We start from the raw sequence: 22,383 nt of genomic DNA, 5'->3' as shown, positions 1-22,383 counted from the left end.
GATCGCCAGCTACGAGCGCGTGACTACGGAGAACTGCATGGTTTCCGACGTAAACTGCGCCCGCAGATGCGTGGGTTCCGGGGTTGTGGAAAGCATGGCTTCCAGGCTCGCGCCGGCGATGAAGACTATCCCGTCGTCTCCCTCGAAATACCGACGCTTGTAATGCCAGCAGTCCGGATCGGTCTGCGGATCGCACTCAGCGTCCTTTGACCTTCTGCCGGTTTGCCATTGGACAGCAGATAGACGCCTTCGTCGCCGACGATCCACAGACCTGGCCGTTCGTCCTTACCCGGGAGTAGACCATAGTGGGGGTTGCGGAAGCCGCCATTGGCTTCCGCGTCGGTACGTCCGTGCACGATCACCGCACTGACCTCGACCACGCTGAAAGTGAACATGGCCTCCCCCTCACGCGGCGATCTGGGAGGGAAGGTGGCGAAGATGCACCGGCAGCTTCGCAGCAGTCTCCCCGTCCGTGAGTTCGTCGAGCAGCTTCAGCAAGGTGCCTTCGTTGCCGCCATAGAGTATGACGGTGCGCTTGCCGCGAGCGGACTGCGGCCACTCGTCTCCGGCATAGCCGCGGTAATCGCCGGCAGTGATGCTCCAGATATGCTCGAGCCGCTCTTGCCGCGTCATCGCCCGGACCGCTCGGCTTTCGCGCTCGATGATGGCGACGCGCATCGTTTCGACGGATGCCTTACCGGAAAGATCGCAGTAGCCATGGAAATATCGGATGGACGCCTCGATCCTGAGCGCGAAGAATACTGATGTCACCGAGCCAGTCATGAACTCGCGCATCGCAAACGTGGATCCTCGGATCCACAATGGTGGAAGGACCTCGAACATGTAGTCATGTTCGGTCTCGCCGATCTCGAACCATTCGCCCGAGTAGAACGGCGCGGCATCACCATCCCAACGCTTTGGGCGCTCCGCGTGGCGGTCAAACATGCGGAACATCTGTTGGCGGCTTGCGACGCCCTGGAAAACCTTGGTGGTTGCGGGAGAGGGGATCATCTGCGGCTCCTTGCGCGTTTTCGGACCGAAGTGCGGCGCCGTCCTATCGACCTCGCCATCCCCTTCAGTCCTTCATGACCCCTTGCCTGGCGCCGGCATCGCGACTGGCTGGGTCAAGGGCCGGCTCAGCCGGGCGAAGCCTCCCTTGACGCGGGCGGTGCGAATGCGGCACGCTTCCTGCCTTTCTTTCCCCCTTTTCTTTCTCCCTGACCTTCAGGGTTTCGTTCCAGTCCTCCTCGGCCGGGCGCAACCGGGTCCACTCGCAACCGGCATCCTCGGCAAGCGACCGCAATCGCGTGGCAAACAGATCCCCTTGTGCATTGGCGTCCGTCGCAGCGACCAGCCGGGCGTCCGGTCGGGAGGCCAATTCCCGCAGCGCGGCTTGCGTGGCCGGCGACCACCCGCCGCCGGTGCTGAGATAAAGCGTGCCGTCATGCAACCCTTCGATTGCCGCAAGGCTCATGGCATCGATCGCAGCTTCCGTGACGGCCAGGCGCAACGCAGTATCCAACCCTAGACGGAAGAGAACCTTCGCTCCTCCAGAGGCGAAGCCACGGTATTGCGGTCCGCGCGCCTCCCATCCGGTCACCACGCCGGCATTATCCGTATGCGCTGCCCATATGCTGCCACGCGGGCCTTCCCGAAGAAGCCCCGCTTTGATCGCCTCACAGAGTATAGGTGGTGGCAGCCGGCGCTCGCCGTTGAGGTAGCGCCACGTCGATGAACCGGGCCATGGGCTGCGGCGCGCTTGCCAGCGCTCGACAAGAGAGAGGTTGCATCCTCTATCGCGGCTCGCAGGCTGCCACTCCGGTTCCGTGATCTCGAAACCAACGAGATCCGCAACCCTATCGGCGCCTTCGAGAAAACCGACATGATCGAGATGCTCGACAAGCCCGAAGACATCGCCTTTCGCATCGCTGAGCGGATCAAACCATCCGCGCCCCTCATGCGCGACGATGACGATTTCACCACCACGGCGAAACTTGACTGCCCGCCGGGTGCTTTCCTTGATGTCGATGGCGAACCTCGCCTGTTCAAGAACGGCCGCGCAGCTCACCTGCTCACGCAGCGCCTCTATCTCTCTTCTTTTCATTTTGCTCCCGATCGCACTGCGATCGGCCTCCATTGCCTTTCCTTGCCCGTCGCTTCGTGGGCACCGTTCGGCCCACCGCGAAGAGCAAAGACTGCAAGGGCGCGGCTGGCAATTGTCGGATCATGCAATGCACGGCCGCGGCGAAGCCTCCCTTGCGGCCTGCTGCTCGCAAGCGGCACGCCAAAGGCCGGCTCGATGCGCCGGCCAGGGGAAAAATTCATGAGCGATCTCAAGGTCGTCGTCGGCATCGATCTCGTCAGAGGGAAAGACGCTGTATTCACCCTCGACTTCAAGGACGGTGACCGGACCATCAGGTCATGGGAGCTGGAAGGCGCGGGACTGTGCGAGGAAATGATCGAGCGAGTTTAGAAGGGCTCCAGTGGGAGCGGGCCAATTCCCGCTCGATGGCTCCTCAAAGGCTCGGGACGGGCGCGATCACCGCGCCGCGGAGCGGCAGCGGCCGCAGCTTGCGAGCGGACCTTTCAGCGTGTTGTTCGTGGAATCCGGAACTCGGCAAGGACCCATCACAAACGCGCGGATTGGCTTGCTTTCGTGGTCACCTCGGTTCGGCTGCGTTCCGCCGAACGCAGGAGCCATTCTCTCCGTGTTTTCAAACCGATGGCGCGATCTTGCTGCGGGCCTGACGTTGCCAGAACGATGCATTTGCAGGCAGCATGCAAGGCAAGGTGAAAGCGTCCGGCGCCCGCAACCACACTGCGATCAGCCTGATCGCGCAAGCTTCACTTTCTCAAGCGCCTGTTCCACTGATTCGGCGTTGAGCGATTTAACCGCACGCTCCACGCACGCCTGAATTTCAGCGGTATCCTTTCCCTCGATCAACGCGATATCAGCCACAGTCCAGCCTCTCGATATCCAATGGAGACAGGTTCGTTCAAACGGCGAGAGCATTGCTATCTTCATGGGGCGCTGGTTCCACTCAGCTAAAGCCCAGCAGGTTTGCGGAAAACATCGACCTTACCATTGGAGAACCTGTGCAAATTTGATCCGAAATCGCCATGACCGCTTGCCTCAACTTCAACTCAAACTCGGGAGTCAACACCACGAGATCTGCGTCGTCTTCAGGTACAAGCCGACCTTTGTGCTCAGCATGCTCATAGCCTTTGCGGGTTCCGCAAGCGGAGGCTTATTCGTCAGAGCGATCGAGGCTGCGATGACGCGCGTGGCTGCCTCGGCAAGGCAGCGCCGCGACCAAAGCTGAGCTCGATATCGTAGATTGAGGGGAGTGACCCTCGAATCGAAGCGGCGGGCAATTTCGCCCTCAGCTCGATGGACTATTTCAGGGACATAGTCGGACAAGCCGCACGCGACTGTGACGACGAATTCGGAGTCCTCGGCGCGCAAAGCCGCACCGGTGGCAGCGAAGTCTTTCGCTAAGCGATCGAGCAATCTGGCCGCAGCTTCTGGAATTTCGTCGATCTCACGGCGCATGTTCGTTTGCACGGTGGCCTGCATGATAGGATCCTGTCTTGTAAGAGAGCGGTCAGTTTTCGAGAAAGGTGAGCTCGCTGACAAAACCTTCGGCATCGCCTCGAAAAAGTGAGCGGGTGAATTCGATTGCACGGCCCGAAGCAAGATAGGCGACGCGCTTTGTCAAAAGACCAGCCGTTCCAATCGCGACGCCAAGCAAGGTGGCGTCCGGACCTTCGATGTTGGATGCGAAAGTGCGCTGGATCGCACGAACGGGTCTGAAGTTTGCGTCCGCGAGTGTGTTGCAGATAGAAGAGGTAACGGCACGAGCGTGGGGCAGGAACTCCGAGGAAATGCATGTGCGTTCGATCGCAAGCGGCTGGCCCGCCGAGCTCCGCAAGTGGGTGATGCGCACGACGTGACTGTCGCCTGACAAGCCGAGTGTCATCATCTCCTCTGGTGCGGGATGAGACGTGCTGCGCCCGATGCACTCGACTTTCGTGTCCGATCCACGCCAGGAAATGTCACCCGTCAAAGAGTTCGCGCATAACGGAGGCCGATCTGCGCGCACCGCCGATCCGGCAACGAAGGTTCCTGAGCCGCGCCGGCGGACCAGAAAGCCGTCTTGGACGAGATGGTCGATTGCTTTGCGGACCGTTACACGGCTAACGCGGACATGTTCAGCGAGGTCTCGTTCGGGATAAAGAACGTCGCCCTCTTTGAGTTTACCCGACAGGATCGCCTTTTCAAGCGCCAGGCGAAGTCTATGGTAGAGCGGGCCGGCGCCCTTGATGTCTATGCCCCATCCTGGAAGCATGGCCGCAAGCCTGTCGCTCATTCGATCGCTTTCAGATGCCCGAAGCGCGACACAGCCAGGGCCACGGCCCCGCTCAGTGCATCGCCTTCGGGCGTTACCAATAGACTTTGATGCCGTGCAGCGATCCAGGACGAATACAGCGGCCCCAATCCCCCGAGCAGGCAAATCTTCTGCGTTCCTCGCGCGACTAGACGATCAAGTGCTTCGTCAACTGAAAGAGCGGCTTCTTGCAACAGGCGCGCGGCGACGGCATCGCCCTGTTTCATGTGCTCGAATACGCGCGGCGCATAGCGGCCGAAGGCGCCGGGCTTTGCCTGCCGCGCAAACTCGACGATATTGCGTGGGTCATTTTTGAATTCGGCAAGGACGGAGGCGGTCATCGCGGACATGTCGTGAATGCCGTCATATGCGAGCAGCGTTTCTTGCAAAAGCGCATGTCCAATACGAGCGCCGCTGCCGAGGTCGCCCACAGTAAAGCCCCATCCGCCGACGTAGGTCACCGTTTCGCAGTGGCGGGAAATGTAGATCGTGCCTGTTCCTAAAATGGCGACGGCTCCGTCTTTATCACCAAGCGCGCCTTGTAGCGCGATCAGCCCGTCTGACTCGATGTCCGCCTGGGCGAAGGGTAGCCTGTTTTTCACGTAGTGAACGGCCTCGCCGACATTATTGCCCGCGACCCCAAGTACTGCACGCGCCGAGGCGATGCTACGCGCATTGATGCCAGCTGCGTAGAAAGCCGCGTGGGTCGCACTGGCAATGTTGTCGAGGGCCGTATCCGGATCGGAGAGAATGTTGGCTGGCCCGGCTTGAGCCCGCGCAAGGATACTCCCGTTCGCACCGGCGACTGCAGCACGGCAGCTGGTGCCACCGCCGTCGATTCCGATTAGGTAGACAGTCATCCGCGCGTTCCTTCAGGAGGTCATCTGACACAGCGTCGATCGCCTTCGGGCCGCACCAGCTGCGCGCATCTTGTTCGTACGTGCGTCGCACAAACATACCGGATTGTCAACTGGAAACCGGCTAGAGAGAGTATGGGCGACCCAGCTGAAGGAACCCGTAATGCCTTTCGACCTGAATCCTTTCCCCGTCGCGAGTAACCGGCATGCAATTTGGGAAATGCTCGTGCGCAAAGACGTCGGCGGCTTCGTCGCCCAGGATTGGAAGATCTTTGCTCCGTCGTTCAAGTTTGAAGGATTGTGCGGGACGGCCTCGTGTCGAGGCAGGCGCTATCCAAAAACAGCCATGGCACCGAAACTTTGATCTGGATCAACTCGCGGTCCCGGCGAAATCGGTAATCATCAAGCCGCGCCGGAAGAAATCGGGATAGCCGAACCCGCAATCGCGGCGTAATCGTCTGGGGTATGCCCAGCATGCGCAGCCACATCATGGCACACGCAGATTTTGAAGGGATCAGGAAATGGACGTTGCACGCAGTAAGGTTTCCGACGCCGGCGCTCCCGTCGCTTGCGCTTCCTGCCAAGCGCGGCACGGCGTCGTCTGCGGCGCGCTGTGGAGCGGCCAACTCCGAGAGCTCGGCCGCCAGTCGCTGCGCCGCACGGTCGATGCCGGCAGCGAGATCATCGCTCAAGGGTCGGAAAGCTCTTTCTATTCGAACATCATGCGCGGGGTAGTAAAGCTCTGCAAGGTGATGCCGGACGGGCGCCAGCAGATCGTCGGCCTGCAATTCGCCCCCGATTTCGTCGGCAGGCCCTTCGTGCCCGAAAGCATGCTGTCGGCTCAGGCTGCGACCGACGCCGAAATCTGCGTCTTCCCCCGCGACCTGCTCGACCGCATGATATCGGAGACGCCGAAGCTGCAGCGCAGCCTGTACGATCAGGCGCTGAAGGAGCTGGACGCCGCGCGCGAATGGATGCTGACGCTCGGCCGGCGCACCGCCGAGGAGAAGGTCGCAAGCCTGCTCCACCTCATCGCCACCCACGCCGAACCGCAGACCGCCACGACCACCTCTTTCGACCTGCCGCTGTCCCGCGCCGAGATCGCCGATTTTCTCGGTCTGACCATTGAAACCGTCAGCCGCCAGTTGACCAAGCTGCGCAAGAGCGGTGTCATTCGCATCGAGAACTTTCGACATATCATCGTCCCCGACATGGATGAGTTGGAGCGGATGATCAGCGCATAGAACGGGATCAGCTGCCGAATTCGGGGTCAGCGCGTGATCACGACGCGGGTATTGGCGAGGCCAGTCTGTGCGCCAGCGAGAAGAACTGGGCGGCATTGTCGGAGTGCAGGCGAACGCAGGCATGCGAGGCCGGCCGGCCCAAGCGCTTAAGGTCGAAGGTGGCATGAACGGCGTAACCGCCGTAGGCGATCGAAATTGGCTGAATGGGTATCCTGCTGGTGAAATTTGCAGTACCGTTCACCAGATCGATCAGCCGTTAGATGACTGTCGCGCTACCACCTTGCCAACTACAAGGTGGTCTGAAACGTCGTTGGCCAACAGTCGCCGGCGAGGATTTCTGCCTGTTGGAGGATCTCCGCCTATTGATTGACGGCACCGACGTAGCCGACAGATTCTTTGGTCTCGACTGTCCATCCATCTGGACCGCGGAACTGTTCAGGGGTCAACGCTGCTACCGTTGTCACGACGTAGTGGAGGATTGTCGAGGGTAAGCGCATTCGCCATCATGCGCTTTTCCTCTCGCGCGCCTCGGCGACCATCTCCTCGAGCCTAACAGCAACACTGTGAGCGCGGCGATAGTAGGCGGATTCTGGAATCCCATACCGGTCCATTGGCGTCTCGAAGTTGAGCGGAGTCTGATAAGGAGTTGCGGCGATCGCCGAGGTGATCGTGTGCCAATCTAATCGTCCGTCGAATGGCAAGAGATGGTTATCCATTGCTCCGAAATTGTCGTGAATGTGAGTAGCGATGAGGCGATCCGCGAAACGCTCTAGCACGCTGAGCTTGCCTGGCTCGATCAGTTCCCAGTGGCCACAATCGAAGCAGACGCCGATGAACTCCTTGCCGTATCGAGCGAACAGCCGATCATAGAGGTTGAGGAAATTCTGAGCGTTGGCGCAAAGAAGAGTTTCCGCGGCAATCTGGATGCCCTTTTCGACGCAGTAAGGCCTGATCTCGTCGAGAGACTGGAAAAGGGGGTCGAAGAACGCTCGTTCGGCGGCTTCGCTGCCGAAGACGTTGTCGTTGATATCGATGTGCAGAACAATATTGGGGGACTGGAACGCGGCCGCCAGGTCGACACGGTTACGCAACAGCTCGACTCCGCTGCGGCGCTGCCATTCATGCGGCGACAGGAAGTCCTTGCGCGTCTCCATCGCGAAAGGGCCAGGGTTTTTGTGGCCGATCTCGGTGATAGGATTGCGGCCATTGCTGCCATGAACCGAGTGTACTTTCAGCCCAGCATCGGCCACGATCCTGCTTGTAAACTCGATCTCGGCGTCGGCCAGCCAGTACGAACTGCCGGAGTCGGGATTCCAGTTGATGTGTGTGAAGCCAGCTTCCTTGATGAGGGTGAGCGAGTTGCGAATGCCTTCGTCGTACCAACGCTCCTGGTGCGGCCAATGCCAGACGGTGATGCAGGTATCCAATGGATCAGTCTCCAGTTCTACAATGTTGTGGTTTCTGGACCTTTGCCAAGGCCGATGCGCTCGGCCAACAGAATGATCGCCAGTGAAAACGCCATGATCAGAGTGACATAGACAAGGTTGAGCGCGGCCTGCTCAGGATCGACAGACAGCGAGCTGTCTACGATTGCAATCGGCAGCGGTTTGTTGTTGACGTTGTATAGAAACGCCGACAGGGGGTATTCCGACAGGAGATCGTTGAACGCCATCCCGGCGACGAGGATTACAGTCGGCGCCACTATCGGCAGAATGATGCGGCGATAGCGATAAAGACCAGTGGCGCCCATCGAGCGGGCCGCCTCGTTATAGGCCGGATCGATTCCTACGAAGGCTGCCCGCAGGAACCTCACCATAAGCGGCAAGGCGACGATGGCGTAGCCAATCGGCAGGAGCCAGTAGCCGCCGAGGAGGACTGCGTTTCCAACGAGCGGGTTTGGCGTGTCGAAGGTGACGATCAGCCCGACAGCGAGCAGAATACTAGGAACTACCCATGGCAGGAAGAAAGTGATGTCTAGAAGGCGCGTCAGCCAACTGCGCCGGCCAAGAATAACCGGGACAGCAAACAGCGTAACGACCAGCGCCGCCGATACCGCGGCAAGGCTCATCACTATGGAGTTGAAGAACGGAAGAAAGGCGGTGCCTTCGGTAAAGACGCGGGCATAGTTCTTCAGGGTCAGGCTGGATGGGATCACTTCGATGCCGATGCTCGCGGCCGGGGCGAAGGAGAAGAGTACGACAAGAGCGATCGGCACCGCATAAATAGCCACAAGAAGATAGGCAAAAAAATGTAGCACTGTATTGCCGATCGGGCTGCAAATTTTGCGTAGCTGGATGGGCGCAGTCGCTTTCGCGCCGCCGACATAGGAACCGCGCGCTTCGTAATATTGAGACAGCAGGATAAGCGCCATGAGACACAGTCCCATCATAAGCGCCAGTAAGGCGGCCATGTCGGGACGGCGCAGGCTGTTCAGAGTCAGCACCATCTGGCTCAGCATGTGGAAATCGCGACCGCCCAGCACCTGAGGGGCGGCGAAAGAGCTGATCGCGGTGTAAAGGGTGAGAAGGGTGACAGCGAGGAGCGTCGGCATGATTGCGGGCAGTACCACACGCCACAGGATCGTATATTCCCAGGCACCCATACTGCGCGCGGCTTCGATGGTTGCGTAGTCGACGCGGCGCATCGCAGCACGCAGAAAAAGATAGTAAAAGTTGGTCATCAGAAAGGTATGCGTGAAGAGCACGCCAAACCAGCCGATGAACCAGTCTTGCGGGAGGCTGGAAACGATCGCCTTCACCAGATGTGTCACCGCACCGCCGGGACCATAGGTGAAGTTATAGCCCGCCGCCGCAACGACACCGCCGAAGACCAGCGGCGTTGCATAGGCGATTTTCAAGAGTGCGCGACCGCGTACGTGAAAATATTCAAGGACGACCACCTGGAAAATCCCGACAATGGTCACCGTGACCATGGTCGCTGACGTCATCCAAACCGTGTTCCAAAGGGCAGCGCGCACTCTTCGTGATCTTGAAAGTTCGCTTAGGGTCTGACCGACCACCAGGCTGCCGTCCCTGAAAAATGCCGTTTGAAGTGACGCGACGAGCGGCAGTATCAGGAAGGTGACGACGATCCAGATCAGGGCCGCCAACCCGATCCAATAGACTACGCGCTCGACGGCAGCCGCGCGGTTCATCTGTCCGCTTCCTCGAAGATATGCACCGAGCCCGGCCGGATCGTCCAGGACACGGTCTCACCGATTTCGGGTAACTCGTGCCCCATCCTGGCGGCCGAAATGAAGTATCCGCCGGTATCCAGGTCGATACGGCTGTGGGCGCCAAGGAATTCTACATGACGGACGGTCGCCGGCAACCCGGCTGGTATCACTTTCCCAACGAGTACATCTTCGTGGCGAACAAAAATGCGCCCCCGAACGTCGCTGCCCAGGATTTGCCCGGCAAGCGGCGTGGGCAGTTCGTTGGCGGTGCCGATGAACTCGCAGATAAACGGCGTCGCCGGCTCTCGATAAAGAGTACGTCCGTCACCGATCTGTTCAACGCCACCGTTCGCCAGCACGACGATCGTGTCGGACATCGTGAGTGCATCTTCCTGATCATGCGTGACAAAGACTGCCGTGAAGCCAAATTCCTGCTGGAGCCTCTTGATCTCGCGGCGCATCGTCACTCGCACCTTGGCGTCGAGATTGGACAATGGTTCGTCGAACAAAAGCACCTTGGAGCCCGCGACAAGCGCGCGCGCAATCGCGACCCGCTGTTGTTGCCCGCCTGACATGGTCGCTGGCTTCTTGTGCAGCTGCTCCGTAATCCCGGATGTTTCGGCGATCTGGGCGACGCGCTTGCCGATCTCGCTCTGCGGCATCTTCGCCACACGCAAAGCAAAGGCGATGTTTTCGAACGCCGTCATCGTTGGAAACAGCGCATAGTTCTGGAATACCATACCGACATTACGGCGCTCCGGCGGCTCGTTGGTGATATCTTTTCCTTCAAGAATAATCCGCCCGCTCATGACCGGATGAAAGCCGGCGAGGGTCCTTAGAACGCTGGATTTGCCGCTGCCGGAGGCCCCGAGCAGAGCAACGAACTCTCCCTCGTGAACCTCAAGCGAGAGGTCGCGGATGACCACCTTGTCGCCATAGCCAATATGCAGTTTATCGATGATGAGGATCGGGGTCGGCATGATCATACTCCTGTGAAGCCTGGCGATCTGTGTCGCCCGGTCCTGCATCCTCACCGGATTTCAAGCTCGATCTTCTGCAACCAGCCGTCCAGTTTGGGCGCGACGGCATCCCAGTCGATAGGCTGCGCCTTGACTAGTTCCGCATTCGCCTGCACCTCTGGCGGTGATTTCGCCAGCGCCGCCGGTAGCACCGGAACCTGACCGAACTTTTTGGCGTAGCCGGCCATGACATCGGCAGAGCCGAACCAGTCGACGAATGCCTTTGCCTGCTCCAGCTGATCGGTTCCCGCCATGATCGCCACGCCTTCGGAGATGACGGGCGTGCCACCTTCCGGGTCAATGACCTTGACTTGCATGCCGAGCTCCTTGGCGTCTTTGATGACGCCGCCGAACCAGTTCAGATTGATGATCGCACCGCCCGATTTGAAGGCTTCTTTGCGCGCATCGGCGTCATCGACAACGATGGCGTTCGCATAGAATGCGCCAAGAAAATCCCATCCAGCCTGAGTGACTTCGCCCTTGTCGTCGAGGAACCGGGCCAAGATGCCGGCAAGATAGACCCTTGTCGTCTGCCAGGCGGTGTTGCCGATGACGTATTTGCCTTTGTATTCGCCCCTTGTCAGGTCCAGCCAGCTTTTCGGCGCCCGCTCAGCGGCAAGCTTGTCGGAATCATAGGCGATGACAACCGGTGTGCTCCAGAATTTGTAGACAATGCCTTCTTTGTCCTTGTATTGCGCAGGGAGGTCCGCTGCCCAGGCTGGTGTGTATGGTTGGAACAGGCCGTTCTTTTTGAGCAGAGCCATAGACGTGTCGACCATGCCGAGTACGACATCGGCCTGGGGGTTGTTCTTCTCGGCGACCAGCCGATCAAAAAGTTCTCCTCCGGGTGCGCGCAGAAACTGCACATCGTGACCGGCGGCTTTAGCCTGGTCGATTATCCACTGAACGTTCTCTTCTCCCTGAGGTGAATAGACGACAAGACTATTGGCCAAGGCCGGAGAGGTGACCGCGATCAGGACGGCTGCGAGGGTCAATAAACGTTTGATCTGATGCATGGTGTTCCTCTCGTTTCAGTTTGGCCGGTCATCCCCGGCTTGGCGCCTTATTACCGGAGCTACATGACAGTTTAATTACATTGCGTAATTTAATATATATTGCAATAGCTCTTTGGCTACTAACGATTTGAGGCACTCTTGGAACCAATGGACCTTTCACGGAACGAACGACGACTGGTCGAACTGATTTTCGTGGGCAAGAAGATTGCGCGCGTCGACCTGGCCGAACGGTCCGGCATGACAGGCGCTTCTGTCACTCGGCTGATAGGTCGCTTAATTGAGATCGGACTTCTCATCGAGGTGGTCGAGCGGACCGGCGCCCAAGGCCAGCCTCGGCGCTTGCTGAGCTTGCGGGCTGACCGGTATCTTTCCGCGGGGATAACATTCTCGGTCTCCCGAATGGAGGTAGCAATTGTTGATCTAGCAGGTAAGATTCTTACCTCCCGATCAGTCGACATCGAGACCAGCACGGCTTTGTCTGTGGCAGGCGCCGCGCAGGCTGCTATCGCGGCGATGCTGACCGACCTGGGTACGCCTAAGGATCGCCTTCTCGGGGTCGGCTGCTCTGTGCCCGGCAATTTCGGCACGATGTCGAACATCCTCAAGGCCCACAGCTTCTTCCCGGCTTTCGATGATGGTGAGGTGGACCAAGCTTTTAAAGCGACTTTCGAAGCGCCCTATTACATCGAGAATGATGGAACAGCTGCAGCGCTCGGAGAGTATGTGTTCGGCGGACGCATCCCGCAGCCTGATCCGATGTTCTTCATTCACATTGGACACGGTGTCGGGGGAGGGGCGGTTATCGACGGACGGCCGTACCGCGGTGTCAATGGAAACGCCTGCCTGCCCGGAGTTCTCTACCCGTACGACCAGCCGCGCCCATCCGGCCAAGACCTTTTTGCCACCCTTAACGGTGCCGGCTTCGCCATCCACGACTTCATCGACCTCGATCGGTTGCCAGATAGCGCCGGAGCGGCGTTAGAAATCTGGGTTGAACGCGCCGGAAAGCAGCTCAGCGAGACGGTACGTGTAGCAACGGCGATGTTCGACCCCGCGCTGATTGTCCTTGGGGGACGGCTGCCAGAACTCGTGACAGACAGGCTGGTACGCGCAATTTCCAGTCAGCCAATCCTTGGCCCGTCGCGCGGCTTGGAGGCTGCCGCAGTCGAGGCCTCTCGACTTGGCCCTCGCGCCGGCGCGATCGGGGCGGCCTGCATTCCGTTCTTTGCCTCTCTCTTTTCCGCCGCCGTCGCAGACGATGGCAGTCCTTACCTTAACGGTCGCAAGCCCAAATCCCGACCTTAGAAAATTTGATTGCGCGCCTGAGTCTCTTTAAGAAGTCAACCGGGGCAGGCCCAGGCGCGAACCGCACCTTGCAGGTCCGCAAGCCCTTCCTTGCAGATCGGTGCCGCTACAAAGCCTCAAATGACCAGCTTGAGGTGGCTGGATAAAACCAGACCCGCGGCGCCGCGCAGAGCCGTATGGCCTTCGCCGATACCATTCACCGTGATCGATATCTCCTGACCAGGTCTCTTCACCACCAGTTGCTCGACATGGTGCCTGATCAGCTCTGCTGCCTTCAATCCGCCTCCGGCGACGTCTCCATGAAGGACATAGGAGTTGAGGGAGAGTGTTTGCTGCAGATTGACGATGCCGAAGGCTACGTTCCGCGTATAACGGCCGAGAAGCTCCTCTGCCGCCTTCGAGCCTTCGTCTGCTTCCTTGACAAGCCTGGCACAGGTGACGCTCTTGGGATGCGGAAAGCTCAATCGGGCGGCTTCTTTTCGTAACCAAGGAAGGGCAGCGACGGTCTCCCAGCAGCCGTGCTTTCCGCAATTGCAAAGGGCACCATCGATCTGCACCACGCTGTGACCGAGCTCGCCGCCGGATCCGGCGAGTCCACGATAGACCTTGCCGTCGATGAAGAAGGCGCCGCCGAGAACCTCGCCAGTATAGACTGCTGCGAAATTTTGTTGGCCGCGACCGGGTCCGAACCATCTGTCCCCAACAAGCAAGGCACGGGGGTGATGATCGATGACAACCGGAAGAGAGAAGCGTTCTTGTAGTATTGCTACAAGGGGAAGTCCCGTTAGAACGGGAGCAAGGTTGACGGTAAGAATGGTTCCATTGTCACTGTCGATCATTCCAGCAGAGGCCACGCCAATGCCAAACGGCGCCTGCTGGGCCTGAGACAGTGTGGCAGTAAGCGTCTCCGTCATGACCGCGATGAATGCTTCTGTCTCGCCATGCGTATCAAACTCAGCTTTCGCAACGGCCTTGATCTCACCGGTTAGCGCCACGAGGCATGTTTGTATCGTGCCGGGCAGAAGGAGGACTGCGCCAAGCATCGGTGCATCGGGGTTAAAATAAAGCGGACGAGCCGGCTTGCCGCCTTTGACGTCGGAAGGCGACGCATCTCCCTCAACAAGAAGCTGGTCTTCGATCATCGGCTGCACAATACCGGTTATCGTGGTCCGGTTGACACCTGCAAGTCGAGCGAGATCTGCCCGGCTTTTGGGTCCGTTATCATATAAGGCCTGAAGGACGCGACCGCGGTTTATCGCGCCAAGTGCCGATTGGGAGACAAGTGTCACGTTGCCGCCGTTCTCGCCGGTGGCGACTTCTCTGCTGGCAGGGGTGCGCTGGCCCAACGAATAGGACGGCTGGCTCTCAAACTTCAATTCTCTTCTCCAATCTACCGGATCCTTTTAGCCCGTACATTATCGAACGGCCATACAACATAAGGCCCTTTCCGGTGATGCAAGCAGGACGTCGATGACAACCGCGGTACAGCGCGGAAATTTTTCGCCGCGACAACTTCTTGACACTAACATAAGTTTGTGCGAGGTACAAACTAACTGCTTACAAAAAGCACATTAGGGGTAACAATCTCAGTATCGACAAGCGGAAGCCCAGGGCTGCGCTGAAGGGCCGGGGTTGGGATACGAAGCAACTGAGGAGGCTGTTTATGACAATCGATATCGGAAATATGTCGCGACGTGACCTGCTGAAAAGCGCTTCCGTCGCAGCTCTTGTGGCTGGCGCGGGATCATTGGCCGTGCCACGGCGAGGAGCAGCACAGGATGCGAACACGGTGCGCGTCCTGTCCGTTGAAGACCCATTCTTTTTCTCAATGAAGGCGCTGGTGCCAGAATACGAGAAGGAAACCGGCATCAAGGTGGAACTGGAAAGCCTCTCGTATGACGCCCTGCAATCGCGCCTCGTGTCTGCTTTTGTCGCCAAAACCTCAGACGCCGACGTCATCGTTGTCGACCAGATGTGGCTCGGGCAGTACCTCGACAATGGCTGGATCATCGCGCTGAATGATTTTATTGCCAAGGACACCGAATTCGATCTCTCAGACTTCATCCCGGAGGTCCTCTACTCCTCGAATATGTGGCGCGGCCAGGTCGGCACATTGCCGGTCGCCGCCTATGCCCAGGGGGTTATGTACCGCAAGGACGTCTTTGACGAACTCGGCATTGCAGCACCGCCGACCGAGACATCGGAAGGCTGGACCTGGACGAAATACGTTGACACCCTGAAGTCGATGGAAGGCAAATCATTTGGCGGCAAGCCGCTCTTCCCAACCGTCGTTTGCGGTTCCCAGCCGTCGCCGATCGTCCACATGTTTACGCAGGTCTCAGCAAGCCACGGGGCGAACTGGTTCAAATCGTTCCCGGCCGCTCCGTGGGATTTCTCCCCGCAACTGACAAGCCCCGCCTGGATCAAGTCTGTCGAAGTCTACAGGCAGCTCTACAAGTTGTCTCCGCCTGAAGCCATCAATTATGTCTGGTTCGACGCCGGCACCCGTTTCGCCAAGGGCGACATCGGCATGTTCTACTGGTGGACCCCGTACTTCTATCTGATCAAGAATTCCGGCTACATGACCGGCAAGAAGTCGGACGTCATGGAGAAGTATGCAACCGCAGCCTTGCCGAAAGCTGAGGGCGTGCCTCAGACGGTCAGCCTCGGCGGCTGGAGCCTTGGCATCCCGTCCAGTTCCGAAAGGCAAGAGGCAGGCTACGCCTTCATCAAATGGGCGACCTCGAAGGCCACGCAGAAGAAAATGGCTCTTTGGCCGGACCTCAACTACCAGTTCTCCGACTTTGCGCGCGTTTCGCTCTATCAAGACGAGGAAGTCAAGGCGATCTATCCGTACCTCGATGTGCAGTATGCGATGATGAAGCAGGGCAACGGCAAGGTCACACGCCCACCTGTACCTGGTTACACGGCTGTCGAAAGCGTGTTGGGTCTCACATTGAACCAGCTTCTGACCGGCAACGAGGAGCCGAAGACCGGCCTCGAGCGCGCCAACAGCCTGTTCGAGAGCATCCTGAAGGGCAATCTCATGATCCCTTATCAAAAGGACAGCTACGCGGATTCTCTTGACGGGGCCAAAGCCCTGATCGCCAAGAAGTAACAGAGTTCTCCTCGGGCCGGCGCGACAGCGATCGCGCCGGCATCCACTTGAAGAAGAACTGGATCTGGCAATGCACACGACAACTGTTCGCTCTCCGCGAGCCTTCGGGCCTGCCCGGAAGAGCTTTATCCGACGAAACTTGCCCTACTTTCTGATCGCGCCTTCGGTCGTGATGCTGCTCGCGCTCATCGCCTATCCTTTGCTGTTTGCCCTCAGATCGAGCTTCTACTTCTGGAACCTGCAAATCGGCCCGGAACCGCTCCAGTTCGTTGGGTTCGAAAATTATGTGCAGGCCTTCAACGCATTCGACTTTCGCGCCGCGCTCACCAACACCCTGATCCTGTCGATCCTTGGCACGGCACTTGAGTTCACATTCGGCCTGGCGATCGCGCTCATTCTGCTCAAGGCCTTGCCTGGCATGAACATCGTGCGGGCCCTGCTGATCCTGCCCACAACGATCGCACCCATCGTCGTCGGCTTTTTGTTCCGCTACCTCTATGATCCCGGCGGTGGACTGTTGAGTTGGCTGTTGCAGTCGCTCTGGCTCCCCGTTCCCGCAGAGGGAATTCTTGGCTCGCCATCGACTGCACTCGCGGCCATCCTCTTCGTCGACGTCTGGCAGTGGACGCCGTTCTTTGCAATCGTTCTCTATGCGAGCCTTTTGGCCGTGCCCGACGAGATTTTGGAGGCCGCACGCCTGGATCGCGCGTCTGCATGGACGATCCTGATGCGGATCAAGCTGCCGCTGATCAAACGCACCGCAATCATTATCGTCATGCTGCGCTTCATGCAGATCTTCAACACCTTCGACACGGTGCTTGTGCTCACCCGCGGCGGACCGGGCACGTCGACGCGCACCCTTGGATACTCTCTCTACGAACAGGGCCTTGTGAACTTCAACATCGGTCTGGTCAGCGCCATGACCTGGATCACCGTATTGATCGTCAACGTCATCGTTGCCCTCTACGTCTTCTTCGCGTTCCGAAACGAGGAGTGGTAAAATGTCCCGGCGCCACACGAGCTTCAACACGGCACTCACCTACGCCGCCGGCCTCCTCTTCCTGGCAATCTTCGTCGGTCCGATCCTCTGGTTCATCGCCCTTGCGATCCGGCCGGCCGAGACGGCGTTCACCATGCCGCCGCAACTCACATTCGAGCCCAATCTCGACGCATTCCGGCACATCCTCGTCGATCCGGGCACCAATGCGCGGCAACTGGTCAACAGCCTCATCGTCGCGATTGGTGCTGTGCTACTCAATCTGCCCTTTTCGGTTCCTGCGGCCTATGCGTTGTCCCGTTTCAAGCTCCGCGGCAAGAAGAACATCATGTTGTGGTATCTCGGGCTGTTGATGGCCCCGCCGGTCGCATTCCTGATCCCTTATTTCATCCTCATCACGCGCATCGGTCTGCAGGGTTCCTATTTCTCCATGATCCTGGTCCTGCAAACGCTGACGATCCCGTTTTCCGTCTGGTTGATGAAGAGTTTCATCGATGAAGTGCCGGTGGAACTGGAGGAGGCTGCCCGGGTCGACGGCGCCCGCTGGTACACGATCATGTTGCGGATCACGCTGCCCATCGTACGTCCCGGCATCATTGTCACGTCGATGTTCGCCTTCGTGTTCGCATGGAACAATGCCGCTTTTCCGCTGGTGCTGAGCTCACGCTCGACCGCCACTCTTCCGATCGGAACACTTGGATATTTCGCAACGAGCGGAGTGACCTGGAACTACATCGCCGCCGCCGCAGTGCTCGCGATGATACCTCCGATGATCATCTTCCTTGTTTTCGATCGATACGTCGTACGAGGCCTCACCTTTGGTTCGGTGAAGGGCTGAGCTTTCCCTTTATGAATGGAGTAATGAAATGAGCAGACTGCGAATGGGCGTCATTGGCGCCGGTCTTTGGGGCGGCAATCACGCCCACACCTTTAATGTCTTGCCGGAGACCGAGCTGGTCGGCGTCTGCGACCTCGATGAGGGCAGGGCGCTGAAGATGAAGGAAACCTACGGCGCAACGCGGGCCTTCACCGATTATCAGAAGCTGATCTCCAGCGATCAGATCGATGCGATCTCGGTTGCGACACCCGACTTTACCCACACGCCGATAATCCTCGCCGCTCTGAAAGCTCACAAACACGTGTTGAGCGAAAAGCCGCTTGCGACGACGGTGAGTGAAGCCGAGGAAATTGCCGCGGCTGCCGCAAAATCCAAGGGCAAGCTGATGATTGATTTCCACAACCGTGTGAATCCGATCCTCGCCCAGGTTCGCGACATGATTCAGGACGGTCAGATCGGCTTGGCAAAGCACGGGACCGCGCGTCTTTCGAATACGACATTTGTTCCATTCGAAATGCTGAGCTGGGCTGCAAAGTCTTCGGCACTCTGGTTCCTGGGAAGCCACCTCGTCGATGTCCTGCGTTTCATTCTCGCAGACGAGGTCGTGCGTGTTTATTCCGTCGCCCGCTCTGGGACACTGTCTGCCGGCGGCGTGGATACGAAAGACTTCCATGCGTCGATCCTTGAATTTTCCAAGGGCACGGTCGTGACCATGGAGAACAGCTGGATCCTGTCGCGCGACAATCCTTCGCTCGTCGATTTCAAGGTCGAGTTCGTTGGTGAAAAGGGCCAGATCCAGGCAGACCCGACCCATAGCGGCGGCCTGCGCCGTATCGTCGACGGCGGACTGAAATACAATGACTATATCGGCATAACGCCCACCGGCGCGACGCGTATCGGCGGCTTTGTCCTGGAGTCCATTGCTCGCTTTGTCGATAGCGTCCTGCGTGACGCTCCGCTGCTGGCAGATGCGCAGGACGGCCTGGCAAACACCAAGATCCTGGCCGCCATCGAGGAATCCGTTGCGACCGGCAAGGCTGTGAACATCGGCTAAAGCCGGAACCAAAGGCGCGGGGCATGTCCGCATAACGGTGCGGCTTGCCTCGCTTGAATATACGGGGAGTACATAAAAATGGCGTCCATGACCTTCGACGGGATCGGCAAGACCTTTCCGGACGGAACCGTTGCCGTTGCGAATGTAAGTTTTTCGGTCGCGGACGGAGAATTCGTCGTGTTGGTCGGCCCCTCGGGTTGTGGCAAGTCGACATTATTGCGGATGGCAGCGGGTCTTGAAGCGCTCAACAGCGGCCGGCTGCTCATGGATGACGCTGATGTGACGGAGACAGAACCCCAGGACCGGGATATTGCGATGGTTTTTCAGAACTACGCGCTTTACCCTCATATGACTGTTTACGACAACATGGCTTTTGGCTTGCAGCAGCGCAAAATGCCCAAGGACAAGATTGACAAGCTGGTGCGCGATGCAGCCGAAATGCTTGATCTCGCGCGCTATCTCGAGCGCAAACCGGGGGCATTGTCTGGTGGTCAACGCCAACGCGTGGCGATGGGTCGAGCGATCGTTCGCCATCCCATGGCCTTCTTGATGGACGAACCTCTTTCCAACCTGGATGCCAAGCTCCGCGTGCAGATGCGCGGTGAACTGAAGCTGCTTAATCAGCGGCTCGGCGTCACAACCCTTTATGTGACCCACGATCAGGTCGAGGCTATGACCATGGGCGATCGCGTGGCTGTGCTGAAGCCGGTGTTTAACGGACAGGAGAGTAATCTTCAGCAGATCGACACGCCGCAGAAGCTTTACGACAAGCCGTCCAATCTGTTCGTCGCGGGGTTCATCGGTTCGCCCGCCATGAATTTCGTACGCATCGAGCTGACAGCGGAAGCCGGGACGCTGAAAGCTGCGATTACCGGGACGAATATATCCTTCTCCATCCCCGCCCAGCCAGCATTGTCGGTCTTTGCCGGGCGACAAGTCATTGTTGGAATTCGCCCGGAGATGTTCAAGGTTTGTCCCGAGGCCGAGGCGTTGTTCAATGAGCAGATCCCGGTTGCCGAAGCGCTTGGAGCCGACACTTTCGTGTTTTTCGACATCGCCTCACCGCCGGTCAATATCAACGATGCTGAAGATACCGAAGACTTTCCCAATAAGGGTAAGAACCGGCTTGTGGCGCGTATACCACCGGCGCTGACACCTCGACCCAATCAGGTGCTGCCATTGACAGTCGACCTGGAGAAATTGCACTGGTTCGACCCAGTAACGGGGGCTGCGATCCGCGACTGACAGAACGTGCACGAAATATCGCCAGCTGGGGTTTCAACTCTTTTCTCCTGCCCTCCCAGGCAACTTGGCTGTCGTCGATTACGAGGTCGGCGGCAGCCATTTTTTTAAAACTCGAGACATCAAACCATCAGAATCTGAACATCCATCCGCCGTAAGTGACACCGAGCTTAGAGGAGTGGCCCGTGAAACACATTTCCATTGTCGGTAAGTTCTTTATCATCATGGCCGTCTTTGGCGTCATGGCACTCGGTCTGACGTTCTATCAGAGCCGGCAAATGTTGAAAGTTAACGACAGCTATCAGGAGCTTCTCGACAAAGATGCATCTGCAGCACTTCGCTTGACCCAGTCGAACCGAAGTCTGGAAATAGCGCGTGCCAGCATCAGCGACATGGTGATGACGCGGTCGAAAGAGGCGAGGGCGCGCGCAGAATTTGGCTTGAATGACGCACGAGAAAACTTCGTCAGGTTCATGGATATGGCGATTGCCGCAGTTCCTGAGCAGAGCGAACTGCCGAAGTTGAAGGCGGATGGATTCTCCGTCCTGACCGATACGTGTGGTGCAGCCATCGCTGTTGGTCGCGGCGCAACTAGTGAAGCCGAGCTTGCCATGGTGCAGCAACTCTATCTCACTCTTTGCCAACCCGCCTTTGCTGCCATCTCACCAAGATTCACATCCGTCACGGAAAAACTCGCTTCCGACGCAGGTCAAAAGCGTGCTGGCGTTTCAAACGTTGTCCGTGACACGTCCGTGCTGAGTTTGGGAACAGCTATTGTGGCACTCTTCGCTGTCTCGTGTTTCGGCTTTCTCGCAATTCGCGCCTGGTTAGTCAAACCGATCAAACAGATGGTTACGACGATGAAGGTCATAGCCGACGGCGATCTTACTTCGACTGTTGAGGGAACGATTCGCCGCGACGAGATCGGATCGATGGCCCGGGCAGTACAGATCTTCAAGGACAACGAGTTGAGGGCGCGCGATCTCGGAAAGGATGCAGAGACAAGTCGTGGCGCAAACGAGATTGAACGTGCGCGTCTCGCCGAGACCGATCGTCAGCGGGCGCGGGATATGGCGGAGGCAACGACCGGGCTTGCAGAGGGCCTAAGGCATCTCGCCGACGGGAACCTCGTGTTCAGCCTCGACGACAAGTTCGCCGAGGACTTCGAACCGTTGCGGGCGAACTTCAATGCTGCTGTTGCCCAGCTCGCCGAGAGCTTGAGAGCTGTGTCGAACGCAACCGAATCGATAGATGATGGCGCGCAGGAAATCAGTTTGAGCGCGCAGGACCTGTCACGCCGCACAGAGCACCAGGCTGCTTCACTGGAGCAAACCGCCGCCGCGCTGGATCAAATTACCCAGAACGTCGCCAGTTCCTCAAAGCGCACAGCGGAGGCGCGACATGTTGCGATCGAGGCAAACAAGTCGGCGCGCCACTCCGGGGGAGTGGTCTCCAGCGCTGTCGCGGCAATGCAACGCATCGAACGGTCATCCTCGCAGATCTCCAGTATTGTCGGGGTCATCGACGAAATCGCGTTTCAGACCAATCTTCTGGCGCTCAACGCAGGCGTCGAGGCGGCACGATCCGGCGAGGCAGGAAAAGGTTTCGCAGTGGTTGCCCAGGAGGTGCGGGAGCTTGCTCAACGCTCTGCGCATGCAGCAAAAGAGATCAAGGATCTTATCCTCAATTCGGTTGATGAGGTCAGCAGTGGCGTCAAGCTGGTCCGCGATACCGGCGAGGCGCTCAAGATCATCGTGGACCAGATAGTGCTGATTAACACTCAGCTTGATGCCGTCACGGCCGCTTCCAACGAGCAGTCCGCAACCCTTTTTGAGGTCAACCGGACAGTCAATCGAATGGATCAGGTTACGCAGCAAAATGCAGCCATGGCCGAGGAATCCACGGCTGCAAGCACGGCACTTGCCCTTGAGGCAAAACAGTTGCGCGGGATTGTGGCGGAGTTTCAGATTGAGAATGCACTCTCTGAGCAGCAGACCAGTCAAAGCAACCGTGAAACAGCGTCAATATCTTTGCCAGCACGCCGGATGCTGGCAAAGGTCGCGAACGAACTCGGCAAAGTGAGTGACGGTCGAGTTGCAGATAGATCCCGGCAATGACCGCGGACCTCCC

21 protein-coding genes and 2 pseudogenes are annotated in these 22,383 nt (G+C 58.4%); 10 read left to right on the top strand and 13 right to left on the bottom strand.

What is annotated here, in order from left to right:
- Positions 1-9: 9 nt before the first annotated feature.
- The 3 genes and pseudogenes from GR198_RS19035 to GR198_RS19025 form a co-directional block, all read right to left on the bottom strand.
- A pseudogene (locus tag GR198_RS19035) lies at positions 10-395 on the bottom strand (DUF3085 domain-containing protein).
- 10 nt (positions 396-405) lie between these two features.
- Positions 406-1,011, bottom strand: coding sequence for a DUF1419 domain-containing protein (locus GR198_RS19030; protein ID WP_028755880.1), 606 nt, complete (start codon positions 1,009-1,011; stop codon positions 406-408).
- Positions 1,012-1,075: 64 nt separating this feature from the next.
- Positions 1,076-2,137 (bottom strand): DUF3991 and toprim domain-containing protein, encoded by a 1,062-nt coding sequence (locus GR198_RS19025; protein ID WP_108565351.1) that lies wholly within the window; start codon positions 2,135-2,137, stop codon positions 1,076-1,078.
- A gap of 186 nt (positions 2,138-2,323) precedes the next feature.
- Here GR198_RS19025 and GR198_RS19020 point away from each other — a divergent pair, with 186 nt between their 5' ends.
- Complete coding sequence (locus tag GR198_RS19020; RefSeq protein WP_157633263.1) at positions 2,324-2,473, top strand: hypothetical protein; 150 nt, start codon at positions 2,324-2,326, stop codon at positions 2,471-2,473.
- A 351-nt stretch (positions 2,474-2,824) separates the two neighbouring features.
- On the opposite strand, the gene GR198_RS36135 is transcribed toward GR198_RS19020, so the two are convergent.
- The 4 genes from GR198_RS36135 to GR198_RS19000 all read right to left on the bottom strand — a co-directional run bounded on the left by GR198_RS36135 (position 2,825) and on the right by GR198_RS19000 (position 5,248).
- Complete coding sequence (locus GR198_RS36135; RefSeq protein WP_259664032.1) at positions 2,825-2,959, bottom strand: hypothetical protein; 135 nt, start codon at positions 2,957-2,959, stop codon at positions 2,825-2,827.
- Positions 2,960-3,157: 198 nt separating this feature from the next.
- Complete coding sequence (locus GR198_RS19010; RefSeq protein ID WP_131588157.1) at positions 3,158-3,577, bottom strand: hypothetical protein; 420 nt, start codon at positions 3,575-3,577, stop codon at positions 3,158-3,160.
- Between the two features lie 28 nt (positions 3,578-3,605).
- Complete coding sequence (locus GR198_RS19005) at positions 3,606-4,370, bottom strand: GntR family transcriptional regulator (protein ID WP_018482062.1); 765 nt, start codon at positions 4,368-4,370, stop codon at positions 3,606-3,608.
- The gene (locus GR198_RS19000; protein ID WP_028755883.1) at positions 4,367-5,248 is read right to left on the bottom strand and encodes an N-acetylglucosamine kinase; all 882 of its coding nucleotides are present in this window, start codon (positions 5,246-5,248) and stop codon (positions 4,367-4,369) included. Before GR198_RS19000 ends, GR198_RS19005 begins: the two co-directional genes overlap by 4 nt.
- 160 nt (positions 5,249-5,408) lie before the next feature.
- Between GR198_RS19000 and GR198_RS18995 the strand changes: the two genes are divergently transcribed.
- Both GR198_RS18995 and GR198_RS18990 read left to right on the top strand, forming a co-directional pair.
- Positions 5,409-5,609, top strand: a complete 201-nt coding sequence (locus GR198_RS18995) for a hypothetical protein (protein ID WP_018482064.1) — start codon at positions 5,409-5,411, stop codon at positions 5,607-5,609.
- A gap of 157 nt (positions 5,610-5,766) precedes the next feature.
- A complete protein-coding gene (locus GR198_RS18990) occupies positions 5,767-6,489 on the top strand; it encodes a Crp/Fnr family transcriptional regulator (protein ID WP_018482065.1) in 723 nt (240 codons plus the stop codon).
- A gap of 26 nt (positions 6,490-6,515) precedes the next feature.
- Here GR198_RS18990 and GR198_RS18985 read toward each other — a convergent pair.
- From GR198_RS18985 to GR198_RS18965, 5 genes and pseudogenes are all read right to left on the bottom strand, one after another.
- Positions 6,516-6,670 (bottom strand): annotated as a pseudogene (locus tag GR198_RS18985) (L,D-transpeptidase); the annotation flags it as partial.
- A gap of 322 nt (positions 6,671-6,992) precedes the next feature.
- Positions 6,993-7,916, bottom strand: coding sequence for a sugar phosphate isomerase/epimerase family protein (locus GR198_RS18980; protein ID WP_018482066.1), 924 nt, complete (start codon positions 7,914-7,916; stop codon positions 6,993-6,995).
- Between the two features lie 17 nt (positions 7,917-7,933).
- Positions 7,934-9,643 (bottom strand): ABC transporter permease, encoded by a 1,710-nt coding sequence (locus GR198_RS18975; RefSeq protein ID WP_018482067.1) that lies wholly within the window; start codon positions 9,641-9,643, stop codon positions 7,934-7,936.
- Positions 9,640-10,644, bottom strand: coding sequence for an ABC transporter ATP-binding protein (locus GR198_RS18970; RefSeq protein WP_026236765.1), 1,005 nt, complete (start codon positions 10,642-10,644; stop codon positions 9,640-9,642). The genes GR198_RS18975 and GR198_RS18970 overlap by 4 nt, the downstream gene beginning before the upstream one ends.
- 50 nt (positions 10,645-10,694) lie before the next feature.
- Positions 10,695-11,699 carry an extracellular solute-binding protein gene (locus tag GR198_RS18965; protein WP_018482069.1) on the bottom strand — a complete coding sequence of 335 codons (1,005 nt, stop codon included), beginning with the start codon at positions 11,697-11,699 and terminating at the stop codon, positions 10,695-10,697.
- Positions 11,700-11,846: 147 nt separating this feature from the next.
- Between GR198_RS18965 and GR198_RS18960 the strand changes: the two genes are divergently transcribed.
- A complete protein-coding gene (locus GR198_RS18960; RefSeq protein WP_028755886.1) occupies positions 11,847-13,004 on the top strand; it encodes an ROK family transcriptional regulator in 1,158 nt (385 codons plus the stop codon).
- Between the two features lie 116 nt (positions 13,005-13,120).
- On the opposite strand, the gene GR198_RS18955 is transcribed toward GR198_RS18960, so the two are convergent.
- Positions 13,121-14,380, bottom strand: coding sequence for an ROK family transcriptional regulator (locus tag GR198_RS18955; RefSeq protein WP_164023987.1), 1,260 nt, complete (start codon positions 14,378-14,380; stop codon positions 13,121-13,123).
- Positions 14,381-14,667: 287 nt separating this feature from the next.
- Between GR198_RS18955 and GR198_RS18950 the strand changes: the two genes are divergently transcribed.
- From GR198_RS18950 to GR198_RS18925, 6 genes are all read left to right on the top strand, one after another.
- Positions 14,668-16,122: an ABC transporter substrate-binding protein gene (locus GR198_RS18950; RefSeq protein ID WP_164023993.1), complete on the top strand. Its 1,455-nt coding sequence runs from the start codon at positions 14,668-14,670 to the stop codon at positions 16,120-16,122.
- Between the two features lie 70 nt (positions 16,123-16,192).
- Positions 16,193-17,122 (top strand): carbohydrate ABC transporter permease, encoded by a 930-nt coding sequence (locus tag GR198_RS18945; RefSeq protein WP_026158466.1) that lies wholly within the window; start codon positions 16,193-16,195, stop codon positions 17,120-17,122.
- 1 nt (position 17,123) lies between these two features.
- The gene (locus tag GR198_RS18940) at positions 17,124-17,957 is read left to right on the top strand and encodes a carbohydrate ABC transporter permease (protein WP_018517040.1); all 834 of its coding nucleotides are present in this window, start codon (positions 17,124-17,126) and stop codon (positions 17,955-17,957) included.
- Between the two features lie 28 nt (positions 17,958-17,985).
- Positions 17,986-19,011 (top strand): Gfo/Idh/MocA family protein, encoded by a 1,026-nt coding sequence (locus tag GR198_RS18935; RefSeq protein ID WP_164023994.1) that lies wholly within the window; start codon positions 17,986-17,988, stop codon positions 19,009-19,011.
- Between the two features lie 78 nt (positions 19,012-19,089).
- The gene (locus tag GR198_RS18930) at positions 19,090-20,256 is read left to right on the top strand and encodes an ABC transporter ATP-binding protein (RefSeq protein ID WP_017958598.1); all 1,167 of its coding nucleotides are present in this window, start codon (positions 19,090-19,092) and stop codon (positions 20,254-20,256) included.
- A gap of 182 nt (positions 20,257-20,438) precedes the next feature.
- Positions 20,439-22,370 (top strand): methyl-accepting chemotaxis protein, encoded by a 1,932-nt coding sequence (locus GR198_RS18925; RefSeq protein WP_164069377.1) that lies wholly within the window; start codon positions 20,439-20,441, stop codon positions 22,368-22,370.
- The last annotated feature ends 13 nt before the right edge of the window (positions 22,371-22,383 follow it).

It is taken from the genome of Rhizobium leguminosarum, from assembly GCF_010668065.1.
Taxonomy (GTDB): Bacteria; Pseudomonadota; Alphaproteobacteria; order Rhizobiales; family Rhizobiaceae; genus Rhizobium; species Rhizobium leguminosarum_S.
This window is presented reverse-complemented; position numbering and strand designations above follow the sequence as displayed.